This is a genomic window from Acinetobacter sp. 251-1 (genome assembly GCF_030329305.1).
GTDB classification, from domain to species: Bacteria; Pseudomonadota; Gammaproteobacteria; order Pseudomonadales; family Moraxellaceae; genus Acinetobacter; species Acinetobacter piscicola_A.
Window position 1 is genome coordinate 1 of sequence record NZ_JACANS010000004.1, and the last position, 16,899, is coordinate 16,899.

Annotated in this window: 11 protein-coding genes and 1 pseudogene; 4 read left to right on the forward strand and 8 right to left on the reverse strand. The window is 35.1% G+C overall.

Annotation, left to right across the window (positions count from 1 at the left end; translation table 11 throughout):
• Nucleotides 1-340: pseudogene (locus HX129_RS03655) on the forward strand (hypothetical protein); the annotation flags it as partial.
• Between the two features lie 24 nt (nucleotides 341-364).
• Here the strand turns inward: HX129_RS03655 and HX129_RS03660 are convergent.
• From HX129_RS03660 to HX129_RS03675, 4 genes are read right to left on the reverse strand one after another with little or no spacing between them, the layout of a single operon-like run.
• A complete protein-coding gene (locus HX129_RS03660) occupies nucleotides 365-820 on the reverse strand; it encodes a hypothetical protein (RefSeq protein ID WP_286435998.1) in 456 nt (151 codons plus the stop codon).
• A gap of 6 nt (nucleotides 821-826) precedes the next feature.
• Nucleotides 827-2,161 (reverse strand): AAA family ATPase, encoded by a 1,335-nt coding sequence (locus tag HX129_RS03665; RefSeq protein ID WP_286435999.1) that lies wholly within the window; start codon nucleotides 2,159-2,161, stop codon nucleotides 827-829.
• Nucleotides 2,162-2,179: 18 nt separating this feature from the next.
• Nucleotides 2,180-2,677, reverse strand: coding sequence for a type II toxin-antitoxin system VapC family toxin (locus tag HX129_RS03670; protein WP_286436000.1), 498 nt, complete (start codon nucleotides 2,675-2,677; stop codon nucleotides 2,180-2,182).
• Entirely contained in the window at nucleotides 2,674-3,492 is an 819-nt protein-coding gene (locus HX129_RS03675) for a hypothetical protein (protein ID WP_286436001.1), read from the reverse strand. The genes HX129_RS03670 and HX129_RS03675 overlap by 4 nt, the downstream gene beginning before the upstream one ends.
• A gap of 247 nt (nucleotides 3,493-3,739) precedes the next feature.
• Here HX129_RS03675 and HX129_RS03680 point away from each other — a divergent pair, with 247 nt between their 5' ends.
• Nucleotides 3,740-3,958, forward strand: coding sequence for an excalibur calcium-binding domain-containing protein (locus HX129_RS03680; RefSeq protein WP_130073549.1), 219 nt, complete (start codon nucleotides 3,740-3,742; stop codon nucleotides 3,956-3,958).
• A gap of 47 nt (nucleotides 3,959-4,005) precedes the next feature.
• Here the strand turns inward: HX129_RS03680 and HX129_RS03685 are convergent, their stop codons facing one another.
• Both HX129_RS03685 and HX129_RS03690 read right to left on the reverse strand, forming a co-directional pair.
• Nucleotides 4,006-4,632: a lysozyme gene (locus tag HX129_RS03685; protein ID WP_286433897.1), complete on the reverse strand. Its 627-nt coding sequence runs from the start codon at nucleotides 4,630-4,632 to the stop codon at nucleotides 4,006-4,008.
• Complete coding sequence (locus HX129_RS03690; RefSeq protein ID WP_130073547.1) at nucleotides 4,629-5,012, reverse strand: hypothetical protein; 384 nt, start codon at nucleotides 5,010-5,012, stop codon at nucleotides 4,629-4,631. The genes HX129_RS03685 and HX129_RS03690 overlap by 4 nt, the downstream gene beginning before the upstream one ends.
• A gap of 772 nt (nucleotides 5,013-5,784) precedes the next feature.
• Here HX129_RS03690 and HX129_RS03695 point away from each other — a divergent pair.
• Both HX129_RS03695 and HX129_RS03700 read left to right on the forward strand, forming a co-directional pair.
• On the forward strand, nucleotides 5,785-6,075 hold the full coding sequence (locus HX129_RS03695) for a hypothetical protein (RefSeq protein WP_130073546.1): 291 nt from the start codon (nucleotides 5,785-5,787) through the stop codon (nucleotides 6,073-6,075).
• A gap of 217 nt (nucleotides 6,076-6,292) precedes the next feature.
• Nucleotides 6,293-6,910, forward strand: a complete 618-nt coding sequence (locus HX129_RS03700; protein WP_286436002.1) for a DUF4124 domain-containing protein — start codon at nucleotides 6,293-6,295, stop codon at nucleotides 6,908-6,910.
• A gap of 54 nt (nucleotides 6,911-6,964) precedes the next feature.
• Here HX129_RS03700 and HX129_RS03705 read toward each other — a convergent pair whose 3' ends face one another.
• Together HX129_RS03705 and HX129_RS03710 are read right to left on the reverse strand one after the other, a co-directional pair.
• Entirely contained in the window at nucleotides 6,965-15,967 is a 9,003-nt protein-coding gene (locus HX129_RS03705; protein ID WP_286436003.1) for a PLxRFG domain-containing protein, read from the reverse strand.
• A gap of 116 nt (nucleotides 15,968-16,083) precedes the next feature.
• Nucleotides 16,084-16,887, reverse strand: coding sequence for a hypothetical protein (locus HX129_RS03710; protein ID WP_228157135.1), 804 nt, complete (start codon nucleotides 16,885-16,887; stop codon nucleotides 16,084-16,086).
• Nucleotides 16,888-16,899: the final 12 nt, after the last annotated feature.

A 16,899-nucleotide genomic window follows, 5' to 3' on the forward strand; every position in this document is an offset into this window, starting at 1 on the left:
TTTTGTGTGTAGGCTTCTTCATTTGAAAATTATATCGCTGAAAAAGCCTTTACAGATAGGTTTGTGCAACAAAGCCCCACCAATGGAGGATGAGAGTGAAGAACATATAAAATTATTGAATATATATAGATTTTTAGAATGTTTCTTAACAAAAAATGAGCTTTTAGCTTTTCTAGGTCTAAATAAAAGCGAACAAAAAACAGAATGCCCCGCTTGCTTAATATATTCATTTCTTTTTAGTGATTTTAAAAGTGAATCTGCTAAAATTTTTAAAAATGATGATGGCGAAGATACATTAAAGTGTTATTTATGTCAGCTTGAAACAATAATTGAAAATTGAGTAAAAAAAGCACTGTGAAGTGCTTTAAATATTAACTATATGTAAATTACTATGTGGCTTAAAAACATCCCCACCAATTTTCTTAAATTTTTTTTGCAAAATTTGAAATTTAGTATTAAAGCTCGGAACACTTCCTGAGCCGCCACTCTTTACAATATGGCATTCGAACTTTTTAGTTGGTTTAATAATTCTTACTGTACTTTCTAGTTGATTTAAAGCTTTTACTATGTCTCCACCTTTTAATTCAACAAAGTATAACTTTTCATAACCTTTACCTTTAGGTTCAATAACATAGTCACACCGCTCATCATCTGGCTTTGAAATTTTACACTTACAATCATCAAATTTAACTCGTTCAAATACTATTGGAGTTTTAGCAGCAAGGATAAAAGTTGATCGACCTTCAAACACCTTACAATTCGACATAGGTTTTGTAATTTCTTTCTGGGTACATACATCAAAAAAAAGACTACAGCTCATAACAATTTACCCCAAAAGCTCATCAAAATCACTGCTTAGCTTAGATGAAATTAAATCAATCTCATCTGCGTTAATTAAACCTGTTTCAGCATCAATAATTGATCTAATCTTTCCATTTATTAGAATATATGCTGATACATTACTAGTATTAATAGCCGCATCAATCCACTCTTTAGCAGAAGGACTTTTTATTTCAAAATTTTCATATTTTGCTATATATGCTTGAATAGTATTGTTAATACTCATGAGAATATATGGGCTGTGCGTAGTAATAATAAAATTAGATTGCCCTTGATTTAAGTTATATGTTTTACCAATCAACTTAACTACTTCAGCTTGTGCTGATGGAAATAAATGTGCTTCAGGCTCTTCAATAATTAAAGTATTATTTTTTGATGTTGATACTACAGACAATAACATTGGTAAAGCCTCTTGTTGTCCTGAAGATGCAAACTCAAGATTTACTAACGCTCCATCTTTAGACTTAATAAAATCTCGGTCTTTTAATCTAATATAATTTCCACCAAGAATCGTCAAACAAGTATTTTCAAAATTTAATTTTCCTTTATCAGAATAAAAAAAGTCATCTTGATTCTCTGTACAACCATATTTCATACGCTCATAACGCGCACCAAATTCTTTTAAAAAGAAATCAATAGGTAAATTATTAGTTAAAAAATTAAAAATTGATTTCTGTAAATTTGCAAAAAATGAGCGTCCAGCAGGAACATATACTGATCGTGCTTGATTCATATATAATTTATCAAATTCTATCGCTTTATTGAGTTTAGCTTTAATAGTTTCTAAATCAAGCTGTTCGGAGTCTGTCGATTTCCTTGTAACAAAATATCTCGAGAAGCTATTTACAACATTATCAAAATCCACTCTATTATGGTGTTCTTCACCAATTAATTCGTAAAATGAAGGAAAACTAAAATCATCTTTAATTTTTTGACATTTTTTAAATGTGACCTTTAGCGATTTTAAATTACTTAAAAAATCATCATCGAAATCAATATTTATTTTTGAATTATTCGCTTTCTTGCTAATACTACAAATGAATTTTTCACAAGTAAATTTAATATCAATATCTTTATTTTGAAGATTATCCATATTAAATATTTGTAAAAATTTATCTCTTAACTTAGATTGTAATTGTAGTTTTGTTCCATTATTTAGTACATTACTAAAAACATCTTTTTCCAATCCCTCAAAAAAATATAAGAGTTTTGATATCAAACTTTTACCTTGAGCTTGAGGGCCAATAATAACCAATAAATCAGTATATTCTACTGTAATTGATTTTAGAATTAAGAATTTTTTTATCTCTAAAATTTTCATTGAAACACTCTAGGTACTTTACTGTAAACTATTACTTTCATTAAAAATTAAACCTGCCATCTGCTCAAAGTAGTTACTATCCATATAATCATAAACAGCTAAAGCCAAACCAAGCTCATTCACAACTGTTTTAAGCCCCTGATCATGAGAGACAATGGCTGTAGCATTATTAGCAAGTGCGATCCCAATAATTTGAATATCAACTTTGACTTTTTGGCGCGGATCTTGAGACTTTCTATTTTTTGGCAAACTACGATATTCACGGTAGACTTTTGCTGCACTTAACGCTGCTTTTGCATCAAAATCCAAATTTTTAAATTTAGAGTTGGGTTTAAGTAAACCTAAAGAACGTGCATCATCATTATCACCTGCAATAAATTCAGAAATCACAGGCATTGGTAAAGCCAAAGAAAAATTCTTTCTTTGATTGAGGAAGGAAACAAGATTCTTATATTCAGCCTGATCTTTGTCTGTCACTAATAATGTAATTAAGGCATTCGTATCTAAGATAATCAATCTTGTCGCTCCTTCAGCCACTCAGCTATCGGATCATCGTGTTTAGCCCAATTCGATGCACCTTTTGCTCTAAAATCATCAATCCATTCTTCTAAGCTGACATCCTCAATTACATGAAACTTATTGATGATGTATTTCTTAAGCGTTAATTGATAAGAATTAGATTTCGATAGATAAGTCGCTTCCCCTTCAAATCTTAAACTTTTATCTGTATTAAAGTACGGATGTAATTCTTCTAGTAATTTCTTAGAACACTGTGCAGGAACTTCATTCCCATTATTCAAAATAATCGTGATGTGATCAGACTTATCACGGCCTTTTTGGAGTCGAGTTAAACGACCATCCAAAGACTCTTCTTGAGTGAATGTTTCTTCTGTCTCTAATTCAGGAACAACATATAAAATTTCTTTAGGCTCATACACTTCATCATCTTTTAAAGTGCCGTAGGAAATTTCTGCACGATGATAACCATACTTACCCAATTCTTTTTGTATACGGGCAATTTGCTTATGCTTTGCTGCAGTATCCTTCAACACATTTGACATGGCTAATGATCTACAATCATTCGGGACTGTAACAGCAATGGTCGTAGAGCCTTCTTTAATTGTATTAAAGCTAGCTTCTTTAACGTCAACAATGCGACCTAGTGCAGATAGTAAATTCGCAACACTAGAAATTTCTAAATCATGTAAATGTCCGTCATGGATTTTTAAGACAAAATCAAGATCGCCATCCTGTTCTTTCTGAACGGATGAATCTTGTAGATCAAGACTTTGTTGAGGTGTTTTAGCACCTTTTTTATCCACTTTTGACATTTCAAATCATCTTAAAGTGCAGTTGCTTATATTATGTTCAACTTACAAAACAAATGAAAGACAACTTACATAATCAATTCAATTTCATCTTTTATGATTATTTCAGCTATTTGTCAACTAAAAATTCGGGATATTTCAATGATTTGTCAACCAAACCATTATTTCTAAGACTTCACTCCTACATTCATTGAGCAAGCATACTAAGAGTTGCTAGAATTCACGTAATGTTTTGACTTTAAAATAATTTATGAAATTTTTACTTATTTTAGTTTTGGGATTCACCTCTATCCAAGCTTATGCCAAAAAATGTGCTGACTTTAAAACACAAAAAGAGGCACAGGCTTGGTATGAACAACGCAAAAAATCAGGACAAACAGGTTGGAAAAGTTTAGACCGTGATGGCGATGGTCAAGCATGTGATTGCCTGCCTGGTGGAAACGGGACAAAATGCCCGAAGAACAAATAGTCATTTTTATAAATATTTTAATAGATCTCGCTTAACGGAAGCCCTCATCAGAGGGCTTTTTTAAACAATTCTTTTTCCTTACTGCGACGATTCACCAATCCTTGAATCTTTTTACCGTTATCGTACACCCAGCGATCAAATTGATTTGCAGCTAAGGTCAAACTGTTTTGATTAATAAGCGTAAGCATTGTGCTTTTTACAAATGCAGTTTCGCCTATGTTGTAGACAAAAGAAGCCAATGCATCAAATTGGTTTTGATTAAGATTAACTTTGACATTTTTATCAAGACAAGCATCGACCCATTTACAGTCATTTTTTAACCACTGTTCAGCCTGTTGAGTCGTACATACATCACCCTTTTGAACAGATGTGCCATTTGGGTACTTGATGGTACCAAAGCCAATTGTCCAAACGCCTCCCGTGTCCAAATACGCTTTTGAACGAAATCCCTCAGCATCTCTAATGATTGCATAACCACACTCAGAAATATCTCGTTGTCCAGAAACCATAGTTTTTGGAACATTAAAGCCAATTAATTGTGCAAATACATTCAAACCATTTTCTGCAATAATTTGATCACCAGCAATAACTTGTTCTTGGGTAAGCTTGCCACCTGACATTGCACGTAACCATGAAAAAGCTTGTGCAATTTGCTTATCTTGATGAATGCTCATTCGCTTTTTCCTCCTTTACCATTACCCCAAATTGCAATAAAGGCAGCTTTAATTTCACTAATGATTTCGGCTATTGTTTTACCTTTTAATAATGCAATTGATTGATAAAAAATGCCGATTGCTAATAGTCCAAAAACTGCAAAAATGAGCATTACAAAACCTTGGTACATAATCGATTTTGTTAATAAATTAAAATGCTCAATAAAGGCTGAACCACCATATAAGCTCACTGTTACACTTGCTAAAAACTTACCAATTACACCGAAAGAAACCTTAATTTTTCCATCTTTATCAATATCACCACTCAATACTAGAGCAAGAATTGCACCGACAACAGCTGGTACGACTTTGATAATCCAAGGAATTGTGTTTTCTTGCATGACTTGCCCCAAAACTTTTTAAAAAAATGTGATTTATCTTAGGAACATTTTTAAACATAGAGTTAGGCTTACAGGGGGAATTCATATATACATAATCCATATTAAAATATAGATATATTAATAACCATTAAATAATACCTTAATTACATTCAATAAATTATTATTTAATACCTGATTATTTTTAAAAACATATTAAGCAATTCCTAATTGTATTTAATAAATGTTATGTAGTATCTATTATTTAAAAAATAAAATTAATTTTTGTTTTATTAATTAAAATGCTTTTTTATAATTAAAGAAACAAATTAAATATTAGTTATCTTAATAATAAAACAATAGATAAAGTTACATGAATATTTTTAATAAAACAATATAATTCAATGTTATAAATCATAAATATGATTAATCACATCTATGAATTTATGATTAATCATATTTATGAGTTTATGATTTCATGGAAGTAAGTCAGCGGTGACTTACTTTTTCATCAAAACCACAAACCAAATAAGTAAACGGAAAAATTTAAAATAATCTACTTATTATTAGAAAAACAGATTCATTGGAAAAATAATAAATTTACGTATTGACAAAATAACGTTTTAGAAATTTAATAATCTTAATTTCACGTGGAGTAATAAATGTGATATTCAAAATAAAGGATGCATTAAAAAGAAATTTTTGCTTATATTCAGCATTAAATTTTTTGCACAAAAAAGCCCACAATATCTTGGCGGATCGGGGCTTAGTTGCAGTTGAAAGAGATATATCAACAATGAGTAATATACCTGAATTTACTCAAGGTCGGCAAGTTCAGGTCAGTGAACAGCAATTGCGAAATTTGCTTGCATTTGTCAGTGCGTCAAATCATAAATTTAATGAAATTCAAGTATTAGCGAGTGTTGTTGCTGAAAAGTCAGATGATTTTTCTACGGCACAAACATTAGCTCGCATAACGTCGAGTATGGCAAATAATTTTTGTGATCTATGTTCAGAGGAATTAAATGACTTCAAACAACAGCATCCTGATTTAGTAAAAACTTTTGCAGATGATCTAGCAGCATAAAATGAAGTAAAGCCACCTTAGTAGTGGCTTCTTTTTATTCCACAAAAGTAAGGTGACTCCCTTCACTTATATCTTGAAAATTCTGTGATAAATTATTTGTTCAATACGGTGTATGCCAAACTAAGGATTTAGTAAGCTAGTAAATCTTTCAAGGTATTGATACTACTCTAAAAGTAATCTATCGTAATTTCATAGAATTATTATCTTTGAGATGCACATGAGTTTATTAAAAATTACAATATTTCTTTTACTGTGTACCCCAGTAAATCTATATGCAGAAGTTTACAAATGGGTCGATGCAAAAGGGAATGTTACATATTCAAGTAAACGACCACCAAATGGCGTAAAACAACAGCCTATCGAAACCATTCGATCCCTAGGCACCACACAAAGCCATTCAACAGATAAACCGTATGAATTTAAATCAAATTCATCTATTCCCACAACTTATCGTAGTGCAAGTGAAACATATTATCGACCTACTTATAAAGCCATGACTCCACAACGGACACCTGAAAATGAAGCATTGCGCCAAAAAATTATTCAGGAAGCTAGCACACTATATACAGGAGCTAGAGGTTTAACCTCCAACCAACGTAATACATTAGCAGCAATGAATGGTGTAAATGTATCTAGTAGTGATAGTTACTCCAACTCAAATAGCTCTTACTCTGTCCCCGTGACACAACGTCAACCATCCACAATAACAAACTGTGATAGTGCGGGATGCTGGGGATCAGATGGTGCACGTTATAATCGTGGTGCAGGTGATACTTATTTCCCTTCTACAGGTGGCTCATGCCAAAGTGTTGGTGGGCAAATGCAGTGTAATTAATCACTTGAGTAGAAATTAAGAATAAAAAAAGCCACCTTTAGGTGGCTTTTCCCTTTAACGATTAAACGCAAACCCACCTTGCTCCTCAGCACCTTTCTGCCGTTTAGTAAGGTATACTCCTCCATCACCAGTTTCTTTTGCTTTACGCTCAGTAGCTTTATAGCTTTGCATAAGGTTCATGCGATTAATCCGCATTTTTGGATTTTTCTCACTGACATTTTCATTAAATTTTAAAATTTCAGCCCATGCCTTATTCATTCCATCACTATCATCATTCTGCCTAGCAACAACCCACTTATGCATTAATTCGCTGCGATGTTTTGAAAGTTTGGTTTTATATTTATAAATTGCTGAACGCCCCTCCATTGAAGTCTTAATATCGGAGGGAGAAAAACCAATAGCTTGAGAAAACAACTCAACCGCTGTCACTTCTTCATTATGAATCACATCCTTATTTTTAGTTAATACACCTTCATTTGCAAAACGCATAGATTTCATTGCATTCTTTAGTACCACGGGTAACATGGTTTCTATGCCACGACCATAATCACCATCATTGATTTCCTGAAAGCCTTTAGCAATATTTGTTCCAATTCCTACTACTGGCCCCAGTAATGCCGATTGCATTCCTTTAGCCCAATCAGCACCTTCAAGCCCATCCTGAACATCAGGGAAAATTAAGTTATTTAAACCAACTCGACCAGATAAATCTACTGGGCTGAATGCACGAGGCAAACCACCAAATACTAAATCAGCAAACTTAGGATGAATATCTGCCAACCAATTTCGAATAACAATTTCTAATTCATAGGGATCATCGTCATCACCATCCGCAGCACCAAAGAACCCCACAGCCCAAGCCGCAAAAAATGCAGCAGAACCGAGTTTACTTTTCTTTGCGATTAAAACAGAGGCAGTGAAAAGCATTCCTGTAATTGGTAATCCAATTGCACCAGCTGCCAAAGTCGTCATACCCAAAATACCAGCCAAAGCACGACGAGCCTCTTTTTGTTCCTTAGGGTCGAGCGCATAAATTGACTGATGGGCATTGCGTACCAAGGTATAAATCATATTCTGAGCATATTGTTTAAATAGTAATACCACTTTTGCAATATTACCTTGCATAAAACGTGCTCGGTTTCCTGTTGAATAATCAAAATGACCTTTATATACAGAATCGATTGCTTGTTCAAAAGCTTCACTGTGTGTTGCTTTTGAACCATTAGTACTAACATGCTGACGTGCTAGACGATAGGCTGCAATGAAAGTTACTTCACGGTTAAACCGTTCTGCATGATGAAACATGCCACTTGCCAAACGCATAGCTGGTCGGAAATACCACATTACCTTACTATCTTCACCTTGAGCAATACCTGCTAAATCATGAGCTTGCGTAACATCAATCACACCACGCTTTACAGCTTCTTCATACGCAACTAGTTCATCACCTTTTAATATCGATGCGATATCTGGGTTATAAATATCACCAACACTATTTTTAAAGCCCTCCAAGTTTGAAAAGTCTGGCGTTTTATATCCACTTTTTAAACCAATTCCAAAGTCTTGTGATGCTTTTAACAATTCCTTTCCAGCTTTATCAAAACCCCATTTCGCACCCATGATTGGATAAGCAATCAAAGCTGTCTGAGATAGGTTGACCATAGCTGCAGCAGGAGATAAACCCATGTAATACATGAAACCAACACTTGTGAGAAAACTTGATAATGGATTCCCTTTAGGATTCATTAAAAGCTCATGTCTTTTTTCCATTTCACTAATAACGCGTTGTGCAGAACGCTGATCGTAACCAATGTCTTTATTAAATTCATTGTCTGCATGTTTCTGCATATCAGTAAGTTGTTGGGCTAACTGATCTCCATAGCGCAGTTTCCCCAAATAATTTGCACCACTAAACATATGCTGAGCAAATGCACGACGAGCATCCTGACTGAACCCAGCAGTACCCTTTCGATGAATGCCATGTTTTGCCCAGGATAAATCAGGCATAGATGATAGATATAATTGACTTAAAGTATCTTCAAATTCTGCCCGAGCTTCCGTACTTAAGCCTAAATTTTCAACTTCATTAAAAAGTTCAGACATAAAGCCACGCCCAACACCATCACGACTTGCATTGTACTCTTTGTCTAATTTCACAGGATCCACTTTAAATTGTGGATATTTTTTCATTAATTCAGAACGTATAGATTCAGCTTCATTGTTAGTTTCCGCGCGGCTGACGCTTTCTACATCACCATTTTTATTACGCATTACAATAATATATTCACCAAAACGAGCTAAAGGGAAGTAAACACCTTTAATTTGACCAAAAGAACCCTCTATATTTTTTAGCAAATCTGATTTTTTCTGACTGCTTAACGCTGATCGTAGAATGCGCTCTCGAATCGCTTCACGAACTTTAGCATAATGCCCACTATAGGCATTTCGAGCCCTTTTATACATTGCCTGTGCTTCTGGGGATAAATTATTATACGCATGCAGTAATTGCTGATATTTAACTTTATCATCACCTGGTTGGTGTGGTTTTGCTGGGTCAATTTGAGCAAGAGTTGCATCATGCATTACATTTGCTAAAGCTTCTTCATCCTTTAATTTAGACCACTCACGCACAATATTATCTGCATTAGCAGCAATATCATTTTTATCAGCATCCATTTGAGCAGCAAGTTCATTATATTTATTTAGTGGTGGTAGTAGTTTTCCGTAAACTTCCGTTAAATGCCGACGACTCAACAAACCTAATCCAATTTTCAACCAATCGACACCTTTTTTATTAATCCAGTCACCTGTTTTGGGTAAATTCTTAAACCCATTAGCGATACGATTGGTAATATCATCATAGTTAGAACTACGACTAAATCGAATATCTGCACTTTCACTATTAAATGTGCCAGTGTTGCCCTCAGCCATTTTTACTTGATTAGGCTCTAATGCAACAATATATTCTTGATCATCAAAATGATGAATAACGCCTTGATATTTTCCAGTACTTGTCGCCTTAACAATTTCATCTCTTGATACATTTGCTGTAGTCTGAAATGCGTTACGAATATTGACAAATAAAGGCAATACAAAGCCATTTTTTCCACGAATATTGGCATACACATCAGCTGTATCAAAACTATCGGTTAAGTAAATACCATCACCTAATATGCCATGGCCTTGTTTAAATTCATTAAACTCAGATGCTGTGCCATGATATACAACTTTAGGTTCTCCATTTTCATCTAATACCTGTGAAGCATTTGCAGCATCATTTTCCCAATCACCAAACCATTTTTTAAACTCGGGTGTACGGACTTGTAACCATTGCTGTTCTGAAAGATTGGTAGCTGCACCGTTTGGTGCTTTCATCCATTGATGTGTACCATGATATTTTTGACGAACTAGATCCAACGATGATTGATGTTTAATTTGCCCAATCATGCGCTCTGACAATGCCAGCATATCGCTCGGATTCAAATTAAGATTGATACCAAAATGATCAAATACCCATACTTTTACATACGAAATGATATTGTTAATCAACTTTTGCAATGCATTCCGTTGGAGCACATTACGTTGTTGCATCGTTGCTGAAAGCGTTAATAAATAAGGTAAATATTCAAGCTGCTGACGTTCTGAGCCTTGCTCACGCTCAGCCAATACTTTGGCAGCCATAGCAACAGGATTACCTTGTTCAACCAATTTATTAAATTGATTCATCAATTCATCATATTGCTTTTGATTCATCATGTTTTGAAAACCAGCGTGACCACCCAACTCATGTAAGAATGTTGGTACTGTGCTTTCAGCAGTTAGATTTGATGCAACAAGTACGGCTTTGCCATTGTGATAAAAACCCTCAACACCCTCAACCTGATAGTCTTGAATGATTTCAAGCTTCCCTTGTCGTTCAAGTTCATCAATGGTCTCTTTACCAAAACGATTTACAAGAACATTGCGTACTTGTTGGATTGTAGAACCTGAGTTACTCGCTGATTGACGACTGTATAAAGGTTTATCCTTATTCTTTTCAGCATTTCTGTTTTGTTTGTGTTGCTCATGGTTTAACGCCATGATTCTTTGAACAATATCGTCAAACTCATCTAAAAAGTGTACTTGAGTCCTAGTTTCTCTAGTTCTATTTGAATTATTCTGTCGTTCAGATTGACTTGCCCTATTCTCTGCGCTTTCTCGACTTGCTGAGGAAGATCTTTCAGTACTTGCTGGATCTCTTGAGGGAGTCTGTTGAAATTCTGCATGGTCATTTTTTTGTGTTCCTGCAAAATTTGTTGCTTGCTCTTTTGACTCATTGAAAAGTTGCTCCTGTAATGAAGAAAATGACTGACGCACATCAAATTCAGCGGTAAATACTGCTATTAATTCATTATGATATTGATCATTTATACCATAATCAAAACGATATTCTATCCACTCATCTAACGCCATTGGATTTTTAAACATCCAATTTCTAAGCGTCTCACTCATTTTTTTTAAAAAATTTAGATCGTCTTTGGTAACTTTATTTTGGGCGATTGCCTGATATGTCACAGCATGTACAAGTTCATGATTTACCAAGCTTAAAATATCACTTTCCCAATTACCCTGTGGATAGATATAGATTTTTTCAGTACCATCTTGACTAAAAGGATAATAGCCACCTTCTGATAATCCTGTTGCGAGCTTAGGATTACGTGTAAAAATAACCTCTATATTTGGATTTAAAGTAGCAATTTTATTGAGCAACTGAACAGCATAGTCGTGATCATATTCAACTCCTTCCGTTCTCATCAATGCCAAATCATCAACGACATCACCCAATTTATTCACCGAGTCCATTAGGTGGCTTGGAATAAAATGCGTTTGCCCAATTTCAGAATCAGATTGAATAGCTATAGGCGTGGTAGGTTTGATATTTCGATTATATTGAGGAATATTAGAATCTTGTTTTGTTTCTATTTTTTGATCTTTATACTTTCCAAAATAACGTTGATCGACCACAGCCTTACGAGCTTCTGCCAAAAACATCATGAGGTCAGCATCATTATAACGTGAAAGGAATTTATCAAAACCACGATCACGAAACCATTGGCGGATATAACCAAGCACTTCTTTTAATTTCTGACGCACAAAGGGTTTCTTTTCAGCATTCTGTGCAACAAATGCAAATAGCTCACCGACCAAAGCCTGCTGAACATCATATTCAGTATAAATTTCATCTTTTACACCTTGGATATATGGTTCAATATATGCACTTTCAAATTGCTGCATATTCACGCCATTATCTTTGGCTATTTTGCGGATCCCCTCCAGCCCACCAAGTGCATTAAACAATTGTTGTAACTTGGTTTTATATTCTCGACCAAATATCTGTTGTACACCAAAATGCCCAACAATTTCATGTGCCAATAATTCCTCATAAGCATCAAATGTAGTAAGCTGTTTTTCAGGATCCCCATATATCTGATCAGCAACCACATAGAGTGTTCCATTATGCCAAACACCGCTTACATCATAGTTTTGGGTTTTGCCATTTTCATCTTGGTAGGTTGCATCATTTTGTATGACTTTCGGAAGATCACTAAAACTAGAAATAACCTGAACACTAAACCCATAGGTATTCATATCCCCAACTTTGTTGACCCTGATCCTATCATTAAGACTGACATTGATACGCCCACTAAAAGACGCATCTTGTGTAGCGGTCATTTTGAGATGTTGAAGAACAGAAAGAACTCTACGCGTAGCACTGACAACGGATAAAGGGATGAAGGTTGTATCAAGCGGTGAAACACCTTTACGCTCGTTGTCAGGTTTTAATTTGTCACGGCTATAGTCATCTATTTTTTTATTTCTTTGCTTTAATTCCCCATTCTTACGCGCCTTAATATAAGTTTCCAAATCCACACGATTTTTTAAAAAACGATCCAAAGCACCAGATGCAACAGCTTTACGTGTGCTACGCTTTCCATTGACAACTTCATTCTCACTTTGCCTTTGTGCTTTCTTGATTTCTTTATTTAAATGTTTCAGTGATTCCTGTAATTGTTCATCTGTAGCCAAACCATAAACACTGTTGTGCATATCAGCTAAATCTTTTTGGCGGATTTTTTCGGCACGTATATTTTCAATACTGTCTTTTACATTCTTCTGTATTGCTGGTTTGGAAGTATCCTTATTTTTAAGCCAATCTTTGAATTGTTCCATATCCATGTTATGAATAGGACCTACTTTCCAGCCTTTATCAAAGTTTGATTTATATGCTGTAGCCGCTTCTTCCTGACTGTCAAAACCCAGCATAACTTTATGTTCATCAAAGTTACCTGATTTTTGATCAACCTGATCTACGATAAACACCTGATTAGAATCTGGATTATTACCGATATAGGTATCAATATGCTCGTTATCAGCACCCTTGGTACGTTTGATATAACCATAATGATCGCTCATCGTATGAGCCCATTCTTTCCCATTGGGATCAGTACCACGACGTTCTGAACCTTTTGGATTTTCAATAGATATATCTAAGCCATGAACTTTTATATGACCTTTCTTATAGTTACCAGCTTCAATCTGGGCTTGAGTTGGTTCAGGGGTATTGTTTTGTGAACTTGTTGCAGCCTGATGTGCATTTTCATCAATACTCATAGCATTAGGCTTTTTACCTACCCATTCTCCTGTAGTTGGGTGTTTCATGCCTACAATTTCTACTGAACCATCGGCTTTCTGCACAGCGTTATAATTAGGATTATTTAATGCATTGGTCTTTTTATTTTTATCACGCAAATCAATTGTGAAATCATCACCCAAAATTTCAATATCAGACATTACACTTTCGGCTGTATCACCATATTGTTTTTGAATTTTCTCAGAACCAAATGGTGCTGTAGTAATTTCAGGCTGCTGAGATTTAAGCTGATCAATTTTTTTTTTGATTTTACTTTTTTCAATAGCCTGTTTAAGACTATTTCCCTTTATCGCATTAAAATTTTGCTCTAGTTGCGCAAGTTGATCTGCAATGCCACTAGTTTGAGATTTGTCAGTATTATTTTGAGCATCCAAACTAGTATTTTGACTATTTAAAATGCTATTTTGATTGTTCAAATTATCATTTTGAGTTTGAGCAACTTGAGATTTTGGCTGAATCTCAAAACGCTTACCATCCTGAACTACCTGATAATCATTGCCTAATTTTTTCTTATCAATAAATGCTTGCGCTTTTTCCTGATTACCAAACCATTTATTTTTACCGTCTTGGCCTAAGATTGGTTGAACAGTTTGCGCTGTTGTTGTTTTCGCTCTATCTGTTTCAATTCCTCCACCCATTGCATCCGCTGCATTGGCGTCATACTGTTGAGAAATTGATTCGACTGCATTGTCAGCTTGTGTATTTCCTTGCTGTACTGTTGCATCTTCAAAGCGTGCATCAAAGGGCTGTCCATCGCTCTGACTTCTTAATAATGATTGATAGTTTGACGGCACAGCATCACTGATCGGCGTATTGCCTTGTTCCTGTTCTTGCTGCTGTTCGGTATATCCCAATTGTGCGACCGGTGAAGCACCCGTATCCACAGCCAAGGCTGCTGCGGATGACATAGGCCCATCATTTGGATTAATACCTAATTGTTCAGATTTTTTAGGGATTGGCGTTACATCCACCCAATTCTCACCTCTTAATCGTCTATCATTTTTTTCTTGTTGTATTCCATGACGCTGTTCAGAAGTCCAAGCCTCTCCATTTGGAGATACCTGAATAACGTCCTTAGGTACAGCTAATTGATGGTTTAAATCAACCTCGTCTGGATGATACCCGATTCGATTTCCTAAATTTCCCATTTCTTCTATAGGTTGATTTAGAAATCGTCCTTTTTGATTATTAATATAATGTGATAAGTCGGCTAAAGATTTCGGATCATCATGTTCATTCCAATTTTTTTCTTGTTCTTGTTGTGATCTTAGATTGTAATAATCCTGCAAACGCTGTTGTGTTATATTATCTTCTTGATCCCATTGTCTTTGTTGCTGTCTTTCTGAAAGCTCTTGTATCGTTGGGTTGTGTCTATTAACAAACCAATCACCAGTTTTACCCGCACCACTTACCGCTCCCCCCATTACCATACCTGCCAAAGTCCCCATGACTGCTGCATCTTCAACACCATCATGCCAAGGCTTATCTAGGGCTAAGTTCTGTAAAATTTGCTCAGATACTGATTGAGGTAATTCTTCTAAAAAACCTTCTGAAATTGCACCTTTAACTACAGGCAAAGGTAAATCTTTTGCTTTAACCTTTGAGGTAGCTTCTCCAATTTGTTCCCGTGTTAGACGTCCTGTTTGAAGTGCTGTATCTATATCTGCAACTTTGAATACTTTATTCGCAACCCATCCACCAAATGCACCTATAGCACCACCAAGTGCACCTGTTGTTGCCCCTGCTAAAGACTGATCTGCTGTTAATCGCCCATCTACAGTTTCTTGGCGAATTTGTTCAGCTTGGCTACCTGCCATCACCGCAGCTTCGCCAACAGAACCAGCCACAACAGGATTGGCTATACCAGAAACACGACCTAATGCACCACCTAAAAACATTGAAGGGAGAGATTCAGCAACGGTATTTGTGATAAGTGATGGGTTGCTGATGGCATTTTTTGTTATATCAACCGCATTGTCGAATTTTTTACCAACCTTTGTTGCGAAGTCGTCACCTTCCTCAATTTTTCGATTGCCAATATTTGCAGAATCTTTTAATTGTTGTTGGTATTGTTCAGACTGCCAGCCTGTCATTACATTTTTGGCTGCTTTTGGGTCGTACCCAAGTTTTTCGGAAAGTATTTTACCTGTAGCACCATCGGACATCATGTTGCTTAGACCGACTGCTACCTCACCTACACCTACCGTACCCTTGCCAAAAAAGGAAACTGCATGATCTTTTGCTTGACCAAGAAAACCTTTATCTTTCTTTTCTTTAGGTTGTGAAATTTGACCATTATCCCAATCTATCTGATTTGGTTCTTGAATAGTTCCTTTTTCCCAATCGATTTGGTTTTGATCTGACATGACGCACTCCTAATTTTATGCGTCTATCATGATTTTTATTTAGAATTTGGTCGAACCTTACAGGGGATAATGAAAAATGTGTTACTAGTTTATATAACGTGTAAAATATAACTCTCTTAATTCATCGAAATTTCTGGAGGTAATGGATCATCATTTTTATATGATAATTCATCTAAATTAAATCTCTTATATTGCTTTAATGTACCAACAGAAACCTGAAACTCTGTCACAGTTTTTGTCTCTCCCACATTCATCTTAGCCTCTATTAATGCCTCTTTATACTTATCGGTTATGGAATTAATAGCTTTTAAGTCTTCATCTTCTAAATTTGGTACAACTAAAGCCAATAAATCAACAAAATAATTTTCACCATCTGCAATTTCCTTGTCAGGATAAACTTTTGCATATATTCCGATTAAGTTGTTACTTACCTTTGATACAGCTTTTTTACGCTTGTCTTTTTTCCAAGCAGCGTCTATTCGACGATCAAACTCTGTTGGAAACGCAGGGCGTTTGTATCTAGATGCTAACCAATCAATATAGAAATTTAATTCCTCTTGAGTGAATTGAATTTCCAGGTTTGGTAAAATTCCTTCAGGAATATCGTCTTTAATTATACAAATTTTTTCAAAAGCAATTAAAGTGACATACTTATTTCCCTGTAAAGATTCTAGAGTGCAATTCAATTTTCTAGGGTTTTTGTTAAAGCAAAAATTACCAAAACCAGGGTCTTTATCTACATATCGTGCAATAGAAAATTCAATCACTAAATCTGAACTATTTGCCACATCACACGAACCTGATGCAACGATCAATAAAACATCATCGGCAAATAACTCTGATTTACCAGCTAAATCTAATAAATGGGCGACATCTTCAGGCTTAACAATACAACCTTGCAACCAACCACTTTCTTCCATCCAATGTCGCAC